The organism is Pseudomonas sp. NY15374 (genome assembly GCF_048068255.1).
GTDB classification, from domain to species: Bacteria; Pseudomonadota; Gammaproteobacteria; order Pseudomonadales; family Pseudomonadaceae; genus Aquipseudomonas; species Aquipseudomonas machongensis.
Window position 1 is genome coordinate 352,932 of the sequence record NZ_JBLUPZ010000004.1, and the last position, 21,816, is coordinate 374,747.

Sequence of the window (21,816 nt, forward strand, 5' to 3'; positions counted from 1 at the left end):
CGTTTCACTCTGACTCGAGCATTGTCTGGATCCGTTTGGGGAATCATTGCGCCCTTGCGGGGTCCGAACAGTGCTCGCCAACCCGGCATTGGTCGCTGGCCGTTGGTTTCATGATCTGTTTACGGCGAGGGTTGCTCGTGATTGTAAGTCCCTGTAATGCACCAAGAATCCCCGGCAATCGGCTGCGCACGGCCTTGTTGGCAGGCGCAGCGCTGGTTGGCCTGATGAGCGCTGGCCAGCTGTGGGCATTCAATCTTGACGATGTTGCAGCCAAGGCAAAGGATCTGGCCGGCCAGAAGTACGAAGCACCGAAGAGCAACCTGCCTCCGGTGTTCCGCGACATGAAGTACGCGGACTATCAGAAAATCCGCTTCATCCAGGAAAAGGCCGAATGGGCGAATGACAAGACCCCGTTCAAGCTCTCCTTCTATCATCAGGGCATGCACTTCGACACGCCGGTGACCATCAACGAGATCACCGCCAAGAAGGTCGAAGAGATCAAGTACGACCCGAGCCGCTTCGAGTTCGGCGACGTACCGCATGACGCCGATGCCACCAAGAACCTCGGCTACGCCGGTTTCCGCGTGCTCTACCCGATCAACAAGCCTGACAAGCAGGATGAGATCATGACCCTGCTGGGCGCCAGCTACTTCCGCGTGGTCGGCAAGGGGCACGCCTATGGCCTGTCTGCCCGTGGCCTGGCCATCGACACCGCGCTGCCGTCCGGCGAAGAGTTCCCGCGCTTTCGCGAGTTCTGGATCGAGAAGCCCAAGCCCGCCGACAAGCACCTGGTGATCTACGCGCTGCTCGATTCGCCACGTTCCACCGGCGCCTACAAGCTGACCGTGCGTCCAGGCGACGACACCATCGTCGACGTCAAGTCCAAGGTGTTCCTGCGCGATCACGTCAGCCGCCTGGGCATCGCCCCGCTGACCAGCATGTTCCTGTTCGGCCCGAACCAGCCGTCGAAGGTACAGAACTACCGTCCGGCGCTGCATGACTCCGAAGGCCTGTCGATTCACGCCGGCAACGGCGAATGGCTGTGGCGTCCGCTGAACAATCCGAAACACCTGGCAGTCAGCAACTTCAGCGTCGAGAACCCGCGTGGTTTCGGCCTGATGCAGCGTCAGCGCGCCTTCAGCGACTTCGAAGACCTCGACGACAACTACCAGAAGCGTCCAAGCACCTGGATCGAGCCCAAGGGCGACTGGGGCAAGGGCACCGTCGACCTGGTCGAGATTCCGACTGCCGACGAGACCAACGACAACATCGTTGCTTTCTGGAGCCCGGAAACCCTGCCTGAGCCAGGCAAGCCGTTCGAGTACAACTACCGCCTGCACTGGACCATCAGCGAGCCCAAGTTCCAGGCCCAGGACCTCGGCTGGGTCAAGCAGACCCTGCGTTCCACCGGTGACGTCAAGCAAGCCAACCTGATCCGTCAGGCCGATGGCAGCGTGGCTTTCCTGGTCGACTTCAACGGCCCGGTGCTGGCGGCATTGCCGGAAGACACCGCGGTGCGCAGCCAGGTCAGCGTGGGCGACAATGCCGAGCTGGTCGAGAACAATCTACGCTACAACCCTGAGATCAAGGGCTGGCGTCTGACCCTGCGGTTGAAGGTCAAGGATCCGAAGAAGTCCACCGAGATGCGTGCCGCGCTGGTACGCGATGTTCCGGTCGAGGCGCCGAAGGAAACCAAACCTGCCGAAACCAAGCAGGACAAGGCGGCCGCCAAGCACGCCAAGGCTCAGCATGCCAAGGCCGAGAAGGCCGAGACGCCTGCCGAGCAACCAGCCGCCGACGCGGCGTCCACCAACGGGGCCCCGGCCACCACCGAGAAGGTGCTGACCGAAACCTGGAGCTATCAGTTGCCTGCCGATGAGTAACTCAAGCGCAAGGCCGGAATCGCTTGGCGAGTACCTGGCCCACCTCCCTCTGAGCGACGAGCAGCGAGCGGAACTCGCCAGCTGCTCTTCCTTCAGCGAGCTGCACCAACGCCTGGCGGCCGATCCGGCCGCCAGCGCCACCGAGGCCGTCCAGGCTTCGGTGGGTTCCCGTCTGACGGTTGGCAGTGCCGCCGAGCTCGAAGAGGCCGAGATGCTCGGCGTCGACGGCGGTGGCCGCCTGTGCCTGAAGATCGCCCCACCGATCAAGCGTACCAAGGTCCTGCCCGAGCCCTGGCGCACCAATATCCTGGTGCGCATGTGGCGGCGCATGACTGGCCGCACCAACGCTCCGCAACCGCCCAAGCGCGAGTTGCCGCCGGCACGCTGGCGCCGGGTCGGTTCGTTGCGCCGCTACATCCTGCTGGCGCTGATGATCGGCCAGACCATCGTCGCCGGCTGGTACATGAAGGGCATCCTGCCGTACCAGGGCTGGTCGTTCGTCGACCTGGACGAAGTGGTCAACCAGCCGATCTGGGACACCGTCGTGCAAGTCTGGCCCTATGCCTTGCAGACTTCCATCCTGATTCTCTTCGGCATCCTGTTCTGCTGGGTGTCGGCGGGCTTCTGGACCGCGCTGATGGGCTTCCTCGAGCTGCTCACCGGCCGCGACAAGTACAAGATTTCCGGCAGCAGTGCCGGCAACGAGCCGATCCCGGCCGATGCCCGCACTGCGATCGTCATGCCGATCTGCAACGAAGATGTGCCACGGGTCTTCGCTGGCCTGCGCGCGACCTTCGAGTCGGTGGCCGCCACCGGCAACCTGGACCGCTTCGACTTCTTCGTGCTCAGCGACACCAACGACACCGACATCGCCGTTGCCGAGCAACAGGCGTGGCTCGAGGTGTGCCGTGAGGCGAAAGGCTTCGGTCGTATCTTCTATCGCCGCCGCCGCCGCCGCGTGAAACGCAAGAGCGGCAACCTCGACGACTTCTGCCGTCGCTGGGGGGGCGAATACAAGTACATGGTCGTGCTCGACGCCGACAGCGTGATGAGCGGTGAGTGCCTGAGCAGCCTGGTGCGCCTGATGGAGGCCAACCCGGACGCCGGTATCATCCAGACCGGGCCGAAGGCTTCTGGCATGGACACGCTGTATGCGCGCATGCAGCAGTTCGCCACCCGTGTGTACGGCCCGCTGTTCACCGCAGGCCTGCACTTCTGGCAGCTGGGCGAATCGCATTACTGGGGGCACAACGCGATCATCCGCATGAAGCCCTTCATCGAGCACTGCGCCTTGGCGCCATTGCCGGGCAAGGGCGCCTTCGCCGGCGCGATCCTGTCCCACGACTTCGTCGAAGCCGCGCTGATGCGCCGTGCCGGCTGGGGCGTGTGGATCGCCTACGACCTGCCGGGCAGCTATGAAGAGCTGCCCCCGAACCTGCTCGATGAGCTCAAGCGCGACCGGCGCTGGTGCCACGGCAACCTGATGAACTTCCGCCTGTTCCTGGTCAAGGGCATGCACCCGGTGCACCGCGCGGTGTTCCTCACCGGGGTGATGTCGTACCTGTCGGCACCGCTGTGGTTCCTGTTCCTGGTGCTGTCGACCGCGTTGCTGGCAACCAACACGCTGATGGAGCCGCAGTACTTCATCGAGCCGTTCCAGCTGTATCCGCTGTGGCCGCAGTGGCACCCGGAAAAAGCCATCGCGCTGTTCTCCACCACCATCGTGCTGCTGTTCCTGCCCAAGCTGCTCAGCATCATCCTGATCTGGGCCAAGGGCGCGACCGAGTTCGGCGGGCGAATCAGGGTGACCCTGTCGATGCTGATGGAGATGCTGTTCTCCATGTTGCTGGCGCCGGTGCGGATGATCTTCCACACCCGCTTCGTGTTGGCCGCGTTCCTCGGCTGGGCAGCGACCTGGAATTCGCCGCAGCGTGACGACGATTCCACCCCGTGGAGCGAAGCGGTGCGGCGTCATGGCCCGCAGACCTTGCTGGGTATCGCCTGGGCTGCGCTGGTGGCTTGGCTGAATCCGAGCTTCCTGTGGTGGCTGGCGCCGATCGTCGGCTCGCTGGTGCTGTCGATCCCGGTTTCGGTGATCTCCAGCCGTGTGCGTCTGGGCCTGGCGGCCAAGGACGAGCGCTTGTTCCTGATTCCCGAGGAATACGCCACGCCGCACGAGCTGCTGGCAACCGACCAGTACACCCACGAGAACCGCTGGCACGCCCTGAAGGATGGCTTCGTTCGCGCCGTGGTCGATCCGCGTCAGAACGCCCTGGCCTGCGCCATGGGTACGGCCCGTCACGGTCAGTCTGCCGCGATCGAGACGCTGCGCGCCGAACGCATCGCCAAGGCGCTGGAAGCCGGCCCCAAGGGGATCGACGGCAACACTCGCCTGGCCCTGCTGAGCGACCCGGTGGCGCTGTCGCGCCTGCACGAGCGGGTGTGGACCGAGCAGAACGAGGCGTGGATCAAGGTGTGGCGCAACTCCATCGCCAACGATCCGCACTCGCCGCTGTTGCCGCTGCATCCTGAAGGTGAAGGTCAGCCAGCACTCGTCGGCGCCTGATCCATCGCATTCGCGGGCAAGTCCGCTCCTACAGGCTTTGTAGGAGGGGGCTTGCCCGCGAAGCTTTTTCTACCACCATGATTTTTGGCCAACAAAGTCCCCACCGGCTCTAGGTCCCAGGGCCTGCATGCGTTAGCATCCGTCCCGACACAACGCACCGGTCGGAACGATCGTGCACACAATAAAATTCTGCGTACTTCTTGCTAGGGGACCTGGTGATGATGAAGAAATACCTGTCGCGCATGCTGCTCGGCGTCACCGCGCTGATCGCGGTCACAACCGCCCAGGCGGGCGCCATCGATGATGCGGTCAAGCGCGGCACCCTGCGCGTGGGTATGGACCCGACCTACATGCCGTTCCAGATGACCAACAAGCGCGGCGAGATCGTCGGCTTCGAGGTCGACATCCTCAAGGCGATGGCCAAGTCCATGGGCGTCAAGCTCGAAACCGTCTCCACCGCCTATGACGGCATCATCCCGGCCCTGCTGACCGACAAGTTCGACATGATCGGCAGCGGCATGACCCTGACCCAGGAACGCAACCTGCGCCTGAACTTCAGCGAACCCTTCATCGTGGTTGGCCAGACCCTGCTGATCCGCAAGGAGCTGGCAGGCGAGATCAAGTCGTACAAGGACCTGAACAACGAGAAGTACCGCCTGACCTCCAAGCTCGGCACCACCGGCGAGATGGTCGCCAAGAAGCTGATCAGCAAGGCCAAGTACCACGGCTACGACAACGAGCAGGAAGCGGTGATGGACGTGGTCAACGGCAAGGCCGATGCCTTCGTCTACGACGCGCCGTACAACGTGGTCGCGGTGAACAAGGCCGGCGCCGGCAAGCTGGTCTACCTGGAAGAACCCTTCACCTACGAGCCGCTGGCATTCGGCCTGAAGAAGGGCGACTACGACAGCATCAACTTCATCAACAACTTCCTGCACCAGATCAAGCACGACGGGACCTACGATCGTATTCACGACAAGTGGTTCAAGAAGACCGACTGGCTGAAGGACATGGAATAAGAGCCCGGACCACAAGCCCTGGCGATGACCCTGACGCGCAGGCAACCCCTGCGCGTTCGCATTTACGGAAGCACCCACGTGATCAAACACAAGAAAGCCCAGTGGCCCTGGCACGCGCTCACCGCGCTGGTGCTGGTGGGCCTGGCGTTCAGTCTGTACATGGCCACCTCGATGATCTCTTACGAGTGGCGCTGGAACCGTGTGCCGCAGTACTTCGCCTTCCAGGCCGAAGACGTGCAGCGCGCCGCGGCCTACGGCACCGTCGAGGAGATCGTCGTGTCCGGCAACGACGCCCGCGTCACGCTCAAGAGCGAGGACGGCGAGGTGCAAGTGCTGGAGGTGGTCAAGGACAGTCTGCAACTGAGCCGTGGTGACGATGTCGCCGAGGGCGACCAGATCGGCGTCACCCGCCACTGGGCGGCCGGCCCGCTGGCCTGGGGCCTGTGGACTACTTTGTGGATCTCGGTGCTTTCCGGTGCGTTCGGCCTGGTGATCGGCCTGTTCGCCGGGTTGTGCCGGTTGTCGAGCAACCCGACCCTGCGCGACCTGTCCACGGTTTATGTCGAACTGGTGCGCGGTACGCCGCTGCTGGTGCAGATCTTCATCTTCTATTTCTTCATCGGCACTGTGCTCAACCTGTCCCGCGAGTTCGCCGGGGTGGCGGCGCTGGCGCTGTTCACCGGCGCCTATGTGGCCGAGATCGTCCGTGCCGGTGTGCAGTCGATCACCAAGGGGCAGAACGAAGCGGCGCGCTCGCTGGGCCTGAATGCCAGCCAGTCGATGCGCCATGTGATCCTGCCCCAGGCGTTCAAGCGTGTGCTACCGCCACTGGCGGGGCAGTTCATCAGCCTGGTCAAGGACACCTCGCTGGTGTCGGTGATCGCCATTACCGAGCTGACCAAGAGCGGTCGCGAGGCGATCACCACGTCGTTCTCGACCTTCGAAATCTGGTTCTGCGTGGCAGGCCTGTACCTGCTGATCAACCTGCCGCTGTCGCACATTGCCAGCCGGCTCGAGCGGAGGCTTGCGCAAAGTGATTGAAGTCCGTGACCTGCTGAAAGTCTTCGACACCCGCGGCCAGGTGGTGCGTGCGGTGGACAACGTCTCCACCCAGGTTGCCAAGGGCGAGGTGGTGGTGGTGCTGGGCCCCTCGGGTTCCGGCAAGTCGACCTTCCTGCGTTGCCTGAACGGCCTGGAGCATTTCGACGAAGGCCACGTGGCCATCGATGGGCTGCGCCTGGAAGACCCCAAGACCGACATCAATGCCTACCGCCGTGAAGTCGGCATGGTGTTCCAGCACTTCAACCTGTTCCCGCACATGACCGTGCTGGAGAACCTGTGCCTGGCGCAGAAGGTAGTGCGCAAACGTAGCAAGGCCGACCGCGAAGCCAAGGCCCGTGCACTGCTGGAGAAGGTCGGCATTGGCCAGAAGGTCAATGAATACCCCTCTCGCCTCTCGGGGGGCCAGCAGCAACGGGTGGCCATTGCCCGCGCCCTGGCGATGGACCCGAAGGTGATGCTGTTCGACGAACCGACCTCGGCGCTCGACCCCGAGATGGTCGGCGAGGTGCTGGATGTCATGAAGACCCTGGCCCAGGAAGGCATGACCATGGTCTGCGTGACCCATGAGATGGGCTTTGCCCGAGAGGTGGCTGACCGGGTGCTGTTCTTCGATCATGGCAAGTTGCTGGAAGATTCGGCACCCGCTGCGTTCTTCGCGGCGCCGAGGGACCCGCGGGCCCAGGCGTTCTTGCGCCAGGTGCTTTGATCGGATCGCTCTTTGCGTGGGCAAGCCCGGCCTCCTGTAGGCGCGAGCTTGCGCGCGCAAGGCACATCACCGTTCCTACAGGCTGAATCGCCCCACCATCCCCCGCAACTGCTGCCCCAGCTGCTGTAGTTCACCACTGGAAGTGGCCGTCTGTTCGCTCGCCGAACTGGTGTGATCGGAAGCCTCGCGCACACTGATCACGCTGCGGTTGATCTGTTCGGCCACCACGCTCTGCTCTTCGCTGGCGGTGGCGATTTGCTGGTTCATCCCCTGGATGTTCGATACGGTCCGGGTGATCTGCCCCAATGCATCGCCCGCGCGGCGACTCAGCTCGACACTTTGCTCGGTCAGGGTCCTGCTGCTGTCGAGCAGAGAAGTGACTTCATCGGTGCCCTGGTGCAGGCTTTCGATCAGGTGCTCGATCTCCTCGGTCGACTGCTGGGTGCGCTGGGCCAGGCCCCGTACTTCGTCCGCCACCACCGCGAACCCGCGACCGGCTTCGCCGGCACGTGCCGCTTCGATGGCCGCATTGAGGGCCAGCAGGTTGGTCTGTTCGGAAACCGACTTGATCACGTCGAGGATACTGCCGATCCGTTGGCTTTCCCCCGCCAGGTGTTGCATCGAGGTGAGGCAGCGGTCCATCTGCGTTGCCAGCTGTTCGATACGCGCGATGGCTTCGGCCACCACCTGATCGCCCATTTGTGCCTGCTGGTCAGCGTTGGTTGCGGCCAATGAGGCATGTTCGGCGTTCTGCGCCACTTCCTGCACGGTCGCGCTCATCTGGTTCATGGCCGTGGCCACCTGGTCGGTTTCCTCGCGCTGCTGAGTGATGCGCTCGAGCGTGTCTGCGCTGGCCCCGGCCAGTTGCGAGGCCGCTTGTGACAAGTGCTCGACGCTCTGGTCGATGCCGCCGATCAGCTGGCGCAGGCTCAGCGTCATCTCGCACATGCTGCGCTGCAACTGGCCCATTTCGTCGCGACGCGCCACCGTTTCCACTTGGCTGAGGTCGCCGCGAGCGATGCGGGCGGCCTGGGCCAGGGTCTGGCGCAGTGGCTCGGTGATCTGCCGGGTGATCAGCCAGCCGGCCATCACGCCGACAGCCAAGGCCAGCAGTGCCACGCTGGTCAGCAGTGAGCGAGCGGCTACGGCTTCATGGTCGCGTTGGGCGATTTTTTGTTCGGCCAGTGTCAGGCTCGCAGCCCTGAGGTCGTTGCCCGCAGTTTCCATGCTGTTCTGCAACTGTTCGGCGCGGATTGCCGCCTGACGGTATTGCTCAAGACTGGCGCGGTACTCGGTCAGGGCTTGCTGTGGACGCGCCATGAGCTCGCTTGGCAGCGCGAGCGGGGTGAGGGCGGTGAGCATTTGTTGCAGGCTGGCCTGCGCAGCATCGAGCGAAGCCTCGCCAACCTTGGCGAAATCCTCGACCGGCGAGAAGGTGTAGGCGGGGACCAGGCTTTGCTGGTTGGCGCTGTCGACCTGGCGGGTGAGTGTGTCCATTAGTCCGAGCAGACCGTTCTGTTGTCCATCGGCTGGGAGCTTGAGCAGAGCCTGGGTCTGCAGGTTGTCAATGACTTCGCCGAGAACCCGGTCGCGATCCTGCATGATGTTGCGCAAACGGCTGCGATTGTCGACCGCCTGCAGCAGCTCGCTGAAGCTCTCGCGCAGGCGTTGCAGTTGCTGCAGTTTTTCCGTGAGCAAGCGGCGCGACTCGTCGACACCACTGCGCTGCTGGAGCAGGGTCAGCATGCTGTCGAGTTGATCCAGGGTAGTACCGATGCGCGCCTTGCTAGTGTCGTCGGACAGTACGCGGAACGTGATACGTTCGGCGCGCAGGTCCTTGGTCAGGTCATTGATACGGACGATTTCGCTGAGTTGCTGCGAGCGTTCGATGGCACCGTCCAGGGCGCGCCAGCCGCTGACGGTGGTTGCGAGTGTGAGCAACAGGACCACGGCGAAGCCGAGGGTGAGTTTGAGTCGCACGCTGAGGTTGGCGAGGCGGCGATTGAGATATCCGAACATGGCGAGTCTCCATCCATATGAGAGAAGGACCATGCTGGTAGGTTGCCAGCATGGTCCTTCTGCTCATCGGCAGAGCGCGCGTGGGACTCGACCTGTAAATCCTGTGGGAAAGTTCCACTGGCAGGTAGTGATTATTCCTTGCCTGGCGGCGCTCAGAGACGGAAGCGGGCTACCAGGCCCTGCAGGTGGGTGCCGAGCCGCGCCAGCTCGACGCTGGAGCTGGCAGTCTCTTCACTGGCCGCCGAGGTCTGGTCGGAAATATCCCGTACATTCATCACGCTGCGGTTGATCTCTTCGGCCACCGCGCTCTGCTGCTCTGCCGCCGTAGCGATCTGCTGGTTCATCGATTGGATCGACGACACGGTGCGGGTGATGGTATCCAGCGAGCTGCCGGCGCGACGGGTCAGTTCTACGCTGCTGTCGGTGAGTTCGCGGCTGCTGTCCATCACACTGGATACCCGCTGGGTGCCGCTCTGCAGGTTGGCGATCAGCTCCTCGATCTCCTCGGTCGACTGCTGGGTGCGCTGCGCCAGGCTGCGTACTTCATCGGCGACCACGGCGAATCCGCGACCAGCCTCGCCTGCGCGTGCAGCTTCGATGGCGGCGTTGAGGGCCAGCAGATTGGTCTGCTGGGCGACCGACTTGATCACGTCGAGCACGCTGCCGATCTTGTCGCTCTCGGTCTTGAGCTGGTTCATCGCTTCGCTGGAGTTACCCACTTCGTTGGCCAGGCGCTCGATCTGGGCGATGGCCTCGCCGACCACCCGATCACCCTCGCGAGCCTGCTGATCGGCCATCAGCGCGGCTTCCGACGCCTGCTCGGCGTTGCGCGCTACTTCCTGCACGGTGGCTGCCATTTCGTTCATGGCGGTCGCGACCTGGTCGGTCTCGACTTTCTGGTTGTTGACCCCTGCGCTGGTCTGCTCGGTGACGGCCGACAGCTCTTCGGCAGCGCTGGCGATCTGGGTGACGCCGTCGCCGATACCGCTGATCAGTTCGCGCAGGCCCTGGGTCATGCGTTGCATGCTGGCTTGCAGTTGGCCAAGCTCGTCGCGACGTTGCACCTGCAGGTCCTGGCTCAAGTCGCCGCTGGCCACGCGTTCGGCTGCGCTGAGGGTCTGGCGCAGGGGCACGACGATCTGCCGAGTGATGGCCCAGGCGGCAATGACGCCTAGCAGCAGGGCCAGGGCACTGGCTCCGCCCAGTAGGGTCTTGGCCTGCCGGGCACCACTGTTGCGCACGGCGGTCTGCGATGCGGTCATCTGCGTACCGGCATCCATCAACACCTGGCCCTGTACAACCATTCGTTGCAAGGTCTGCTCGGCGCTGGTCTGCGCTGCGCCGAACTGGTTCACCGCATCGCGATAGGCGCCCATGGCATTGGCGGCATCATCGAGACTGGCGGCGTATTCGGCGGGCACCCTGGCCGGCAGGGCCTTGAGCACAGCGAGCGCCTGGTCGATGGCATCCAGCGCGGTCTGCTGGAATTCGGCCTTGCCGCTATAGGTGTAGCCACGGACCTGGAAGCGCGCCTGCTGGAGCAAGGCGCTGGCCTGCACGATCTGTTGATAGAGGCTGATGTCGCCACCTTGCGCAAGGCGTTGCTGCACCTGGCCGATCAGCGCAGCGGCCTTGTCGGCGCTGTCACCCAGCACACTGCGTGCGGCTTCACGGCGCTGGCCGGCCTGCTTGAGCTCGACGAAGGCCTGGCGGTATTGGCGCACGGCTTGACGCTGCTGCTCCAGGCGCTGGCGATCCTGCGGATGCTCGATCTGCCCGAGCATCATCTCGACCTGCTGCTCGAGCTTGCCGAGCGCTTTTTCCAGCTCGCCCGCCGATGCGTCGTCGCGATTGCGTTCGTACTGCTGGCGGGCGATGCGCAGGTCCTGGCTGTAGCCGAGGATCAAGGAGATGTTGCCCAGCTTGTCACCGCGGTCGATGATCGAGTCCATGCCGCGCCAACCTGTGGCGGTGATCGCCATGGTCAACAACAGTACCAGGCCGAAGCCGGCCCCCAGTTTGCGACTGACGCTCACGTTTCCCAGCGACTGGACAACCTTTCCGTACATGACGATCTCCCCGGCGACTTGAAAAGCCAGAATTTTCTTGTGTTGCAAGGCCATCGGCCTGCTGGGGAGAAACTTGATGCCAGGATGCTGATCAAATGGTCAGAATATTCGGGAAAGCAGAGCCGTGACCGCCGTTTCCACACGCAGGATGCGCTCGCCCAGTTGTACGGGGGCCAGGCCGGCCTTGCCCAGCAGTTCCACTTCGTAGGGAATCCAACCGCCTTCCGGACCGATCGCCAGGGTCACCGGCCCTTGCACCGCGCGGGGACAGGCCGGGTAGGGGCCGGGGTGGCCAACCAGACCGAGCGTGCCGTCGGCGATGGCGGGCAGCCGGTCTTCGACGAAGGGTTTGAAGCGTTTTTCGATGATGACTTCCGGCAGCACGGTGTCACGGGCCTGCTCAAGGCCCAGGATCAGGTTCTCGCGGATGCTGTCCGGCTGCAGGAACGGCGTCTGCCAGAAGCTTTTCTCGACCTTGTAGCTGTTGACCAGGATCAACCGCGGCACGCCGAGGGTGGCGATGGTCTGGAACAGACGGCGCAGCATCTTGGGGCGGGGGACGGCCAGCACCAGGGTGAGCGGCAGCTTCGCTGGTGGCTCCTGATCGAAGCTGACCCGCAGCTCGGCTTCGTGGCCCTCCAGGCGGACTACCTCGGCCTGGCCCATCAGGCTGCCGATGCGGCCTACGCGCAGGGTGTCGCCCACCGCCACGCGGTGGATGTCCTGCATGTGCGTCAAGCGGCGGTCGGCCAGTACGACACGGTCGGCCGCGACGAAGTCGGCCTCCTCGAGCAGCAGCAGGTTCACGCCTGGGTCGCTGGTGGCTGGTCGTTGTGGTCGTCCGCGGCTTCATCCTGCGGATGGCTGCGCTTGCGGATCAGGCCGCCGAACAGCACGCCGATCTCGAACAGCAGCCACATGGGCACGGCCAGCAGCGTTTGCGAGAAGATGTCCGGCGGGGTGAGGATCATGCCGACCACGAAGCAGCCGATGATGACGTAGGGACGGATCTTCTTCAGGTACTTCACATCGACAACGCCGATCCACACCAGCAGCACCACCGCCACCGGAATCTCGAAGGCGACGCCGAAGGCGAAGAACAGGGTCATGACGAAGTCGAGGTAGCTGGCGATGTCGGTCATCATCGACACGCCTTCAGGTGTGGCGCTGGCGAAGAAGCCGAAGATCAGCGGAAACACCAGGAAGTAGGCGAAGGCCATGCCGGCGTAGAACAGGATGATGCTGGAAATCAGCAGCGGGATGGCGATGCGCTTTTCATGGCGATACAGCCCCGGTGCGATGAAGCCCCAGATCTGCTGGAGGATGAACGGGATGGCCAGGAACAGCGAGACGATCATGGTCAGCTTGAACGGCGTGAGGAACGGGGATGCCACGTCGGTGGCGATCATCGTCGCATTGGCCGGCAGGTGCGCACGCAAGGGTGCCGAGACCAGGGTGTAGATCTGCTGGGCGAAGGAGAACAGCCCGGCGAAGATCAGGAAGATAACGGCTACGCAACGCAGCAGGCGGGTGCGCAGTTCGGTCAGGTGCGAGACCAGCGGCATGGGCTGGTCGTGTTCCGGAGTTTCGCTCATGGGGCTCGGGGCGGCTGGTGCGGCTCAGGGGTGGTCGTGGGCGCCGCAGGGGCGGCATTGGCGTCGGCGGCAGGTGCGGGAGTCTCGCTCGCGGCCGTCGTGTTCACGGGCTGCGCGGGCGGTGTCTGCGGGTTGAGGATGCGCTTGGCTTCCTGTTCCATCTGCAGGATGTGCTCGTTGTGCAACTGGCGGCGGATGTCATCGGCACCGATCTCGCGCTCGACTTCCATCTTGATGCTGTTGAAGCTGCGCTTGAGCCGGCCGATCCACAACCCCGCGGTACGCGCGGCGCCAGGCAGGCGCTCGGGGCCGAGCACCAGCAGGGCAACCAGGCCGACGAGCAACAGCTCGCTGAAGCTGATGCCGAACATGGGTCAGTCTTTCCGTTGTGGCTCTTGGACCGGCTGAGCCTGGCCCTCGATGGTGTGCGGCTGGCTCAGCGGCGCGGTGTTGTGCGGCTGCTGGGTGGGTTGCACGGACGGCTGTACAGGCGGCGGAGTCTGCTCGGCAGGCTTGCTTTCTTCCTCGTTCATGGCCTTGCGAAAGCCCTTGATCGATTCGCCCAGGTCGCTGCCGAAGTTCTTCAGCTTTTTGGTGCCGAACACCAGCACTACGACGACCAGCAGGACGATCCAGTGTTTCCAGTCAAAGATACCCATGGTGTACTCCCTTGAATGATGTGTAGCCTGAGCGGGCGTTATCGCAGGGCGAGCCCGCTCCTGCAGGGGCATGTCGATCAGGTCGGTTGGCGCGCGGCCTTCTCGTCATGGCCGGAAAGCCCGAAGCGGCGGTCGAGTTCGTCCAGTACCGCCTGTGGATGCTGCCCCAGTGCGCTGAGCATCACCAGGCTATGAAACCACAGGTCGGCGGTTTCATAGATGACATCACTGTAATCCTTGCTCACGGCGGCGTCTTTGGCGGCGATGATCGTCTCGATCGACTCTTCGCCAAGCTTCTCCAGAATCTTGTTCAGGCCCTTGTGGTAGAGGCTCGCCACGTAGGAGCTGTCGGGGGCCGCCTGCTTGCGTTGTTCGAGCACTTCAGCCAGGCGATCGAGTGTGTCGCTCATGTTCAGTGCCCCGCGTGGTAGATAGTGTCAGGATCTTTCAGGACTGGGTCGACGATCTTCCATTCACCGTTTTCGAAGACACGATAGAAGCAGCTTTCACGGCCGGTATGGCAGGCGATATGACCCAGTTGCTCGACCATCAGGATGACCACGTCGGCGTCACAATCCAGGCGCAGCTCATGCAGTTTCTGCACATGGCCGGACTCTTCGCCCTTGCGCCACAGCTTGCCCCGCGAGCGCGACCAATAGATGGCGCGGTTCTCGGCGGCAGTCAGGGCGAGCGATTCACGGTTCATCCAGGCCATCATCAGCACACGCCCGGTCTTGTGGTCCTGGGCGATCGCCGGTACCAGGCCATCGCTGTTCCACTTGATCTCGTCCAGCCAGTCTTTCATCGTCGACTCCAAAACAGGCCCGCTCCCGTACCGGACCCTTTGCGCCTAGTGTGCCAGCCAGCAGCGCGGCTGGCTATCGGCGCACGATCAGGTAGAGCCCGGCAGCCAGCATCAGCCACGCCGGCCAGGCGGCCGGGGCGCTGAGGCTCGCGGCACCGGCGGCCAGGGTCGCGCCGCCACCGAGCAGGCCGGCACCGAGCAGGCGCAGCGCCCAGTTGTCGCCCGCCCGGCGGCGCTCTGGCAGTTGCGGGTCGTGCAGGTGCGGCTGCGACAAGCGTTCGAGCAGGTCGCGGGTCATGTCGGCCAGGTGCGGCAACTGCTCGGCTTGGCTATAGAGGTTGCCGAACACCGCCTTGGGGCTCATGCGCTCGCGCATCCAGCGTTCCAGATAGGGCTTGGCGGTGCTCCACAGGTCCAGGTCAGGGTACAGCTGGCGCCCCAGGCCTTCGATGTTGAGCAGGGTTTTCTGCAGCAGCACCAACTGCGGCTGAACTTCCATATTGAAACGACGGGCCGTCTGGAACAGGCGCATCAGCACCTGGCCGAAGGAAATATCCTTTAACGGTTTTTCGAAGATCGGCTCGCATACGGTGCGGATCGCCGCTTCGAATTCGTTGACCTTGGTGTGTGCCGGCACCCAGCCCGAATCGATGTGCAATTGCGCCACGCGGCGGTAGTCGCGCTTGAAGAAGGCGATCAGGTTGCGTGCCAGGTAGTCCTGGTCTTCGGCGGTCAGGCTGCCGACGATGCCGCAGTCGATGGCGATGTACTGCGGGCTCCACGGCTTGACCGTGCTGACGAAGATGTTGCCCGGGTGCATGTCGGCGTGGAAGAAGCTGTCACGGAATACTTGGGTGAAGAACACCTCGACACCGCGTTCGGCCAGAAGCTTCATGTCGGTGCGCTGGTCGGCCAAGGTGGCCATGTCGGTGACCGGCACGCCGTAGATGCGCTCCATCACCAGCACTTTCGGGCGGCACAGGTCCCAGTACACCTGCGGCACGTACATCAGGTCCGAGCCTTCGAAGTTGCGCCGCAGCTGGCTGGCGTTGGCCGCTTCGCGCAGCAGGTCGAGCTCGTCGTAGATGGTCTTTTCGTAGTCGCTGACCACTTCCACCGGGTGCAGGCGGCGCGCATCGGCGGAGGCCCGTTCGGCCACCTTGGCGATCAGGAACAACCACGCCAGGTCCTGGGCGATCACGGGCTTGAGCCCCGGGCGAACCACCTTGACGACCACCTCTTCGCCGCTCTTGAGACGTGCCGCATGTACCTGGGCGACCGAGGCCGAGGCCAGTGGCTCGACGTCGAAGCGGCTGAACACCTCGCCGACTTTCGCACCGAGCTGCGCTTCGATCAGCGCCACGGCTTTCTGTGGGTCGAATGGCGGCACGCGGTCCTGCAGCAGCATCAGCTCGTCGGCGACGTCCGTTGGCAGCAGGTCGCGGCGGGTGGAGAGCAGTTGGCCGAACTTGATGAAGATCGGCCCCAGGTCCTGCAGGGCCAGGCGCAGGCGCGCGCCGCGGCTGAGCTCGCTGGGCTTGCGCGGTAGCCAGCGCCAGGGCAGCAGCAGGCGGATGCTGAGCAGCCACCAGGGCAGGGGCAGGTCGAACAGCAGGTCATCGAGGCGGTAGCGGATCACGACGCGCTGGATGCGCAACAGACGGCGGACGGCGAGCAGCTTCATGCGTTATCGCTGGAATCAAGAGTGTGGGAAAGGCGACGGATGCGCGCCTCGAGACGTTCGATATCGACCTTCAGCGCATCGAGCTCGCTGAATGCCGCTTCGGCTTCGCGCTGCCCGACCAGGGTACGCGATTCCTCGGCCAGGTACTCGGACAGATTCTGGCTGAACCGCGACAGGCCCTGCCGGGTCCAGCGTGCGCGCAGGCGCAAGTGGCCGGCGATCAGCGCGGTGGGGACCGGCCCCAGCCAGCGCGACAGCTCGTACTCCCAGTCGAGCTCCAGGTCCTGGAGCACGCCGACCAGGTCGAGCAGCACCGCGCTGTCGCCATGCAGCTCGACCTGCGGGCTGTGCAGCACGGCGTTCTTGTCTGTGGCGAAGGCCAACTGGGCCAGGCTGCCGGCCGGCGCACGCAGGGTGCAATCGACCTCGCCCTCCCAATGCGCGGCGAGCATCAGGCCCTCTTCGTCGGGCAGGATGAACAGCTGCAGGGCGGGCTGGCGGCAGTCGATGGCGATCACCTTGCCTTCCAGTGCACCCAGGCGCGGCAGCGCCGTGCTGTCCATACGCAGCACACGGTTGAGCCCGTGCTCGACGCTGGCGAGCAGCCCGGCCAGGAGCATCAGGGTTTGATTCCCCGGTGCACGGCGACGATGCCGCTGGTCATGTTGTGGTAGGTGACGCGGTCGAAACCGGCATCGACCATCATGCTTTTCAGCGTTTCCTGGTCCGGGTGCATGCGGATCGATTCGGCCAGGTAGCGATAGCTTTCCGAGTCGTTGGTGATCAGCTTGCCGGCCAGGGGCATGAAGGCGAAGGAGTAGGCGTCGTAGGCGCGCGACATCAGTTTGTTGGTGGGCTTGGAGAACTCCAGCACCAGCAGGCGGCCACCGGGCTTGAGCACACGCAGCATCGAGCGGATGGCTTCATCCTTGTGCGTCACGTTGCGCAGGCCGAAAGCGATGGTCACGCAGTCGAAGTGGTTGTCGGGGAAGGGCAGCTTTTCAGCATCGGCCTGGACGAACTCGATATTGCCGGCCACGCCGCGGTCGAGCAGGCGATCGCGGCCGACCTTGAGCATCGATTCGTTGATGTCGGCCAGTACCACCTGGCCGGTCGGGCCGACCAATCGCGAGAACTTGGCAGCCAGGTCACCGGTGCCGCCGGCGATGTCGAGCACGCGGTTGCCGGGGCGCACACCGGACAGCTCGATGGTGAAGCGCTTCCACAGGCGGTGCATGCCGCCGGAGAGCACATCGTTCATCAGGTCGTATTTGGCGGCCACGGAGTGGAAGACCTCGGCGACCTTCTTCGCCTTCTGGCTCTCGGGGACGTCCTGGTAGCCAAAGTGGGTGGTGGGTTCGGCGTGGTCGCCTTTGCGCTGGTCGTTCATATCGCTTCACCGAAAAAAATTACCGCCATTCTAGGGCGAACGGGCGGATTTGTCTTGGCGGGGTGTGCCGTCTCGCGGGCGCGGGCATAATGCCGATTATGTCTTCATTGCCTGGATACCCCGCATGACTCAGATCAGCGTCGAACGCAAACATTCCCTCGGTCGCGAAGCTGCCCGGGCCAAGGCTGAAAGCCTGGTCGACAAGCTGTCGCGCGAGTACGACCTCAAGGCCACCTGGAACGGCGACCGCGTCGATGTCGCGCGCAGCGGCGCCAACGGCAGCGTGCACATCGGCGAGGACAGCATCCGTGTCGAGCTGAAGCTGGGCATGATGCTGTCGATGATGAGCGGCACTATCAAGGGCGAGATCGAGCGCGCGCTGGACAAGGCGCTGGCCTGAGAACCGGGGCTGCATGGCGGCCCTGACCCCTCACCTTAGGGTGAGAATTCTAATTTCCCACCCTATCTTCATGCTCAAGCCCGCATTTCAAGGGCAGTTCCTCCATCCACATCGAACGTGAGGTGCAGAGCATGGCCAAGTTGACCCTGAAAAAGAAAGAAGACGCCCAGGACAGCACCCTGAGCGAAGTGCGCGGCTACGCGCGCAAGATCTGGCTGGCAGGCATCGGCGCATACGCCCGGGTCGGCCAGGAAGGCTCGGAGTACTTCAAGGAGCTGGTCAAGGCCGGTGAAGGCGTCGAGAAACGCGGTAAGAAAACCCTCGACAAGAAGCTCGACGCGGCCAACGGCCAGCTCGATGAAGCGGCCGAGGAAGTGAGCCGGGTACGTGGCAAGGTCGAGGTCCAGCTCGACAAAATCGAAAAGGCTTTCGACGCACGGGTGGCCCGCGCCTTGAATCGCATCGGCATTCCGTCTAAACATGACGTTGAGGCGTTGTCCATCAAACTCGAACAGCTGACCGAGTTGCTCGAGCGTGTCGCGCGCAAACCATAAGGAGAGCAGGATGGCTGGCAAGAAGAACACCGAAAAAGAAGGCAGCTCCTGGATCGGCGGGATCGAGAAGTACTCCCGCAAGATCTGGCTGGCAGGTCTGGGGATCTACTCCAAGGTCGACCAGGATGGCCCCAAGCTTTTCGATTCGCTGGTGAAGGATGGCGAGAAAGCTGAAAAGCAGGCGAAGAAAGATGCCGATGCGGCCAAGTCGGCGACTACCTCGCGAGTCTCCGATGTGAAGGATCGCGCGCTGGGCAAGTGGAGCGAGCTGGAAGAGGCCTTCGACAAGCGTCTGAACAGTGCAATCTCGCGTCTGGGCGTCCCTAGCCGTAACGAGATCAAGGCGCTGCACCAGCAGGTCGACAGCCTGACCAAGCAGATCGAGAAGTTGACAGGCGCCTCAGTGGCACCGGTGTCCAAGGCCTCGGCGTCGAAGTCCGCAGCGAGCAAGACCGCTGCCAAACCATTGGCCAAGCCTGCGGCGAAACCCGCCGCCAAGTCGACTGGCAAGACTGCCGCGGCAAAACCCGCTGCCAAGACCGCCGCGGCTAAACCTGCGGCCAAGCCCGCTGCCAAAGCTGCAGCTGCCAAGCCGGCCGCCAAGCCTGCGGCGAAACCCGCAGCCAAGCCGGTAGCCGCCAAGCCAGCGGCAGCGAAGAAACCTGCCGTGAAGAAAGCCCCGGCCAAGCCGACTGCAGCCAAGCCGGCTGCCGCGAAGCCCGCCGCTCCGGCCGCAACCACGGCACCGGCAGCAAGCGCAGCAGCAACTGGCAATACGCCGTCGGCACCGGTGAGCCCAGCTAGCCAAAGCTGATATCGCGACGTGCGTTTCGCGGGCAAGTCGCAGCGGTGAACCGCCGCTGCGACTTGCCCGCGAATGCGTCAGTGGCAACACCGCAAGTTCAGCCCTACACGTCCAGATATTTCCCCGCCAACTGCTCCGCCGCCCTGCGCGCCGGTTCCTGCAGATGCGGTGCCACCAGCATCATCACCTGGTACACCACGATCCCCACATCGCCCTCGCGCCCCAGTACCCGCTGGTAATCCAGCGAGAACAGCAGTGTCAGCGTGATCTGCTCAACCAGTTGCCCCAGCGCCTGGGTCTCGCTCACCACCAACCCCTGGCTCTTGAGGCTGGCCAGCAGCGCCGCCAGGGTGCGCTTGATCGCATTGATCAGCCCGCGCATGCCGCGTGCCAGCTTGGGCAGGCGGCCGGTGAGATTGGACAGGTCCTGGAACAGGAAGCTGTACTGCGCCATGCGCTCGACGATCAGGTGCAGGAACAGCCAGTAGTCCTCGGCATCCAGGCGCACCTCCAGTGGTGGATCGAGCAGCGGCATCAACTCGTCTTCGAACCGCTCGAACAGGCCCAGTACCAGCGGCTCCTTGCCGTGGAAGTGGTAGTAGAGGTTGCCCGGGCTGATGCCCAGCTCGTTGGCGATCTCCAGGGTCGAGACGTTCGGCTCGCCCTGGCGGTTGAACAGCTCAAGGGCGCAGGCCAGGATGCGGTCGCGGGTCTTCATGGGCTCAGCGTGCCATCACGTAGGTGCCAGGCGCCGGCCCGAGCGGTGGGTAGGAGGGGCTGCCCAGTTCGGTCTTCGGCGGTCTGAGGCTGCCTGAGCGGCGTGAGATCCACTCCAGCCACTGCGGCCACCAGGTGCCGTCGCTACGGGTGGCATCGTGGAACCAGGCGCGAGGGTCGCTGGAGAGCCGAGGGTTTTCCAGGTAATAGGCCTTGGGGTTGCCGGGAGGGTTGATGATGCTCTGGATGTGCCCGCTGTGCGACAGCACGAAGCGTCGCTCGCCGCCCAGCAGCAGGGCCGAGCGATACACCGCGTCCCAGGGGGTGATGTGATCGTTGCTGCCAGCCACGGTAAAGCTGTCGACCGTGACCTGCCCGAGGTCGATCGGTGTGCCGCACACCTCCAGGCCACCCGGCTGCACCAGTGGGTTGAGCTTGAAGAAGTCCAGCAGCTCGCCGTGCAGGGCAGCAGGCAGGCGAGTGTTGTCGGCGTTCCAGTAGAGAATGTCGAAGGCGGGTGGCGTCTTGCCGAGCAGGTAGTTGTTGACCCAGTAGTTCCAGATCAGGTCGTTGGGGCGCATCCAGGCGAAGATCCGCGCCACCTCGCCGCCATCGAGCACGCCGCGCTGGTAGGAGCGTCGCTTGGAGGCCTCGAGGGTCTGTTCGTCGGCGAACAGGCTGGCAGGGCTGCCGAACTGGCTGTCGAGCAGGCTCACCAGGTAGGTGGCGCTGCGCACCTTGCGCAAGCGCCCCTTGACCTGCAGATGCCCCTGCAGCGCGGCCATGGTCAGCCCGCCGGCACAGGCGCCCATGAGGTTGGGGTCGCGGTTGCCGCTGATGCTGCGACAGGCGTCCAGCGCTTCCTCCAGTGCCTGTACGTAGCTCGAAAGGCCCCATTCGCGGTGGCACGGGTCGGGGTTGCGCCAACTGACCATGAATACCTGCAGGCCGTTCTTGAGCATGTATTGCACGAAGCTGTTGGTCGGCCCCAGGTCGAATACATAGAACTTGTTGATCTGCGGCGGCACCACCAGCAGCGGGCGGGTGTACTGTTTTTCGCTCATCGGCTTGTACTGGATCAGCTCCAGCAGCTCGTTGCGAAATACCACCGCGCCGGGGGTAGCTGCCAGATTGCTGCCGACTTCGAAGGCGCGATCGTCGACCTGGCGCGGCAGGCCGTCGTTGTGGCGCAGGTCGTCGAGCAAGTGGGCGAGGCCGCGCACTACGCTCTGGCCACCGGTGTTGAGCATTTCCTTGACCGCCAGGGGGTTGAGCAGCGAGTTGCTTGGCGAGACGGCGTCGGTGAGCAGGTTGAACAGAAAGTGCGCGCGGGCTCTGTCGTCATCGTCCAGCGAGCTTTCCTCTATCCACTGGCGGGTCTGCTTCTGCCAGGCCAGGTAGGCCTGCAGGCCGCGCCGGTAGAAGGGGTTCTGGCTCCACGTCGGATCGGTGAAGCGCGCGTCCCGAGGGTGCGGCTGGTGGGGTGTGTCGCCGAGCAGCACGCGGCCCAGCTGACCGCCGAGGCTCAGCAGATGGTGGGCGGTGTGCAGCGGATTGCGCAGGCCGATGCGTCCGACCTGACGCAGGGTCGAGATCAGGTCGCGACCGCGCAGGCCGGCAATGGCGTTCTGCACGTTCATGCTGGTGGCCGGGATCGGTGTCGTCCCCTTCGCCGGTTTGTCCTTCATGGCAACAATCCCTCGTCGATCCTTGTCTGCGGTGCGGCCTTCGCGGGGGCGCCCCCCGCCCCCCCCCCCCCCACCCCCCCCGCCGGTCCGCCCGCCCAGTGGTATGCCCGCCCCGGTGCGGGCGGGGCGCCCGCGCCCCCCCCCCCCCCCCCGGAGATCCTATGCACGCCAACACGCGTTATGAAAACTTCATCG

At 64.1% G+C, this 21,816-nt stretch carries 21 protein-coding genes and 1 pseudogene; 8 read left to right on the top strand and 14 right to left on the bottom strand.

Going from position 1 to position 21,816, the window contains the following annotated elements; translation table 11 throughout:
• Positions 1-137 precede the first annotated feature (137 nt).
• From ACNFHO_RS12465 to ACNFHO_RS12485, 5 genes are all read left to right on the top strand, one after another.
• Entirely contained in the window at positions 138-1,883 is a 1,746-nt protein-coding gene (locus tag ACNFHO_RS12465; protein ID WP_081255321.1) for a glucan biosynthesis protein G, read from the top strand.
• Positions 1,876-4,449, top strand: a complete 2,574-nt coding sequence (gene mdoH, locus ACNFHO_RS12470) for a glucans biosynthesis glucosyltransferase MdoH (RefSeq protein ID WP_112899350.1) — start codon at positions 1,876-1,878, stop codon at positions 4,447-4,449. The genes ACNFHO_RS12465 and mdoH overlap by 8 nt, the downstream gene beginning before the upstream one ends.
• A gap of 221 nt (positions 4,450-4,670) precedes the next feature.
• Entirely contained in the window at positions 4,671-5,468 is a 798-nt protein-coding gene (locus ACNFHO_RS12475; RefSeq protein WP_054894813.1) for a transporter substrate-binding domain-containing protein, read from the top strand.
• 24 nt (positions 5,469-5,492) lie between these two features.
• Positions 5,493-6,509: an amino acid ABC transporter permease gene (locus ACNFHO_RS12480; protein ID WP_372821900.1), complete on the top strand. Its 1,017-nt coding sequence runs from the start codon at positions 5,493-5,495 to the stop codon at positions 6,507-6,509.
• Positions 6,502-7,236, top strand: coding sequence for an amino acid ABC transporter ATP-binding protein (locus ACNFHO_RS12485; protein ID WP_054894811.1), 735 nt, complete (start codon positions 6,502-6,504; stop codon positions 7,234-7,236). Before ACNFHO_RS12480 ends, ACNFHO_RS12485 begins: the two co-directional genes overlap by 8 nt.
• 75 nt (positions 7,237-7,311) lie before the next feature.
• Here the strand turns inward: ACNFHO_RS12485 and ACNFHO_RS12490 are convergent, their stop codons facing one another.
• The 12 genes and pseudogenes from ACNFHO_RS12490 to ubiE form a co-directional block, all read right to left on the bottom strand.
• The gene (locus tag ACNFHO_RS12490) at positions 7,312-9,255 is read right to left on the bottom strand and encodes a HAMP domain-containing methyl-accepting chemotaxis protein (RefSeq protein ID WP_416766497.1); all 1,944 of its coding nucleotides are present in this window, start codon (positions 9,253-9,255) and stop codon (positions 7,312-7,314) included.
• 152 nt (positions 9,256-9,407) lie between these two features.
• Positions 9,408-10,280: a methyl-accepting chemotaxis protein gene (locus ACNFHO_RS12495; protein ID WP_407682514.1), complete on the bottom strand. Its 873-nt coding sequence runs from the start codon at positions 10,278-10,280 to the stop codon at positions 9,408-9,410.
• Positions 10,263-11,378 (bottom strand): annotated as a pseudogene (locus ACNFHO_RS12500) (methyl-accepting chemotaxis protein); the annotation flags it as partial. The gene ACNFHO_RS12495 and the pseudogene ACNFHO_RS12500, both read right to left, overlap by 18 nt.
• 45 nt (positions 11,379-11,423) lie before the next feature.
• Entirely contained in the window at positions 11,424-12,131 is a 708-nt protein-coding gene (locus tag ACNFHO_RS12505; RefSeq protein ID WP_416766499.1) for a 16S rRNA (uracil(1498)-N(3))-methyltransferase, read from the bottom strand.
• Positions 12,128-12,919 carry a twin-arginine translocase subunit TatC gene (gene tatC, locus ACNFHO_RS12510; RefSeq protein WP_063546576.1) on the bottom strand — a complete coding sequence of 264 codons (792 nt, stop codon included), beginning with the start codon at positions 12,917-12,919 and terminating at the stop codon, positions 12,128-12,130. Before tatC ends, ACNFHO_RS12505 begins: the two co-directional genes overlap by 4 nt.
• On the bottom strand, positions 12,916-13,290 hold the full coding sequence (tatB, locus tag ACNFHO_RS12515; RefSeq protein ID WP_054894794.1) for a Sec-independent protein translocase protein TatB: 375 nt from the start codon (positions 13,288-13,290) through the stop codon (positions 12,916-12,918). The genes tatC and tatB overlap by 4 nt, the downstream gene beginning before the upstream one ends.
• Positions 13,291-13,293: 3 nt before the next feature.
• Positions 13,294-13,578 (bottom strand): twin-arginine translocase TatA/TatE family subunit, encoded by a 285-nt coding sequence (locus tag ACNFHO_RS12520; protein ID WP_054894793.1) that lies wholly within the window; start codon positions 13,576-13,578, stop codon positions 13,294-13,296.
• A gap of 77 nt (positions 13,579-13,655) precedes the next feature.
• Positions 13,656-13,988, bottom strand: coding sequence for a phosphoribosyl-ATP diphosphatase (locus tag ACNFHO_RS12525; RefSeq protein WP_054894792.1), 333 nt, complete (start codon positions 13,986-13,988; stop codon positions 13,656-13,658).
• A 2-nt stretch (positions 13,989-13,990) separates the two neighbouring features.
• Positions 13,991-14,383, bottom strand: a complete 393-nt coding sequence (gene hisI / locus ACNFHO_RS12530; RefSeq protein WP_054894791.1) for a phosphoribosyl-AMP cyclohydrolase — start codon at positions 14,381-14,383, stop codon at positions 13,991-13,993.
• A 73-nt stretch (positions 14,384-14,456) separates the two neighbouring features.
• Positions 14,457-16,067 (bottom strand): ubiquinone biosynthesis regulatory protein kinase UbiB, encoded by a 1,611-nt coding sequence (ubiB, locus tag ACNFHO_RS12535; protein ID WP_054894790.1) that lies wholly within the window; start codon positions 16,065-16,067, stop codon positions 14,457-14,459.
• Positions 16,064-16,687, bottom strand: coding sequence for a ubiquinone biosynthesis accessory factor UbiJ (locus tag ACNFHO_RS12540; protein ID WP_151925997.1), 624 nt, complete (start codon positions 16,685-16,687; stop codon positions 16,064-16,066). Before ACNFHO_RS12540 ends, ubiB begins: the two co-directional genes overlap by 4 nt.
• Positions 16,687-17,457 carry a bifunctional demethylmenaquinone methyltransferase/2-methoxy-6-polyprenyl-1,4-benzoquinol methylase UbiE gene (gene ubiE / locus ACNFHO_RS12545; RefSeq protein ID WP_054894788.1) on the bottom strand — a complete coding sequence of 257 codons (771 nt, stop codon included), beginning with the start codon at positions 17,455-17,457 and terminating at the stop codon, positions 16,687-16,689. Before ubiE ends, ACNFHO_RS12540 begins: the two co-directional genes overlap by 1 nt.
• A gap of 124 nt (positions 17,458-17,581) precedes the next feature.
• Here ubiE and ACNFHO_RS12550 point away from each other — a divergent pair, with 124 nt between their 5' ends.
• The 3 genes from ACNFHO_RS12550 to ACNFHO_RS12560 all read left to right on the top strand — a co-directional run bounded on the left by ACNFHO_RS12550 (position 17,582) and on the right by ACNFHO_RS12560 (position 19,225).
• Entirely contained in the window at positions 17,582-17,857 is a 276-nt protein-coding gene (locus ACNFHO_RS12550) for a polyhydroxyalkanoic acid system family protein (RefSeq protein WP_063546572.1), read from the top strand.
• A gap of 131 nt (positions 17,858-17,988) precedes the next feature.
• A complete protein-coding gene (locus ACNFHO_RS12555; RefSeq protein ID WP_063546570.1) occupies positions 17,989-18,411 on the top strand; it encodes a phasin family protein in 423 nt (140 codons plus the stop codon).
• Between the two features lie 10 nt (positions 18,412-18,421).
• Positions 18,422-19,225 (top strand): phasin family protein, encoded by an 804-nt coding sequence (locus ACNFHO_RS12560; protein WP_416766504.1) that lies wholly within the window; start codon positions 18,422-18,424, stop codon positions 19,223-19,225.
• Between the two features lie 94 nt (positions 19,226-19,319).
• On the opposite strand, the gene ACNFHO_RS12565 is transcribed toward ACNFHO_RS12560, so the two are convergent.
• Together ACNFHO_RS12565 and phaC are read right to left on the bottom strand one after the other, a co-directional pair.
• The gene (locus ACNFHO_RS12565; protein ID WP_054894783.1) at positions 19,320-19,934 is read right to left on the bottom strand and encodes a TetR/AcrR family transcriptional regulator; all 615 of its coding nucleotides are present in this window, start codon (positions 19,932-19,934) and stop codon (positions 19,320-19,322) included.
• A gap of 4 nt (positions 19,935-19,938) precedes the next feature.
• The gene (gene phaC, locus ACNFHO_RS12570; protein WP_416766506.1) at positions 19,939-21,621 is read right to left on the bottom strand and encodes a class II poly(R)-hydroxyalkanoic acid synthase; all 1,683 of its coding nucleotides are present in this window, start codon (positions 21,619-21,621) and stop codon (positions 19,939-19,941) included.
• Between the last annotated feature and the right edge of the window lie 195 nt (positions 21,622-21,816).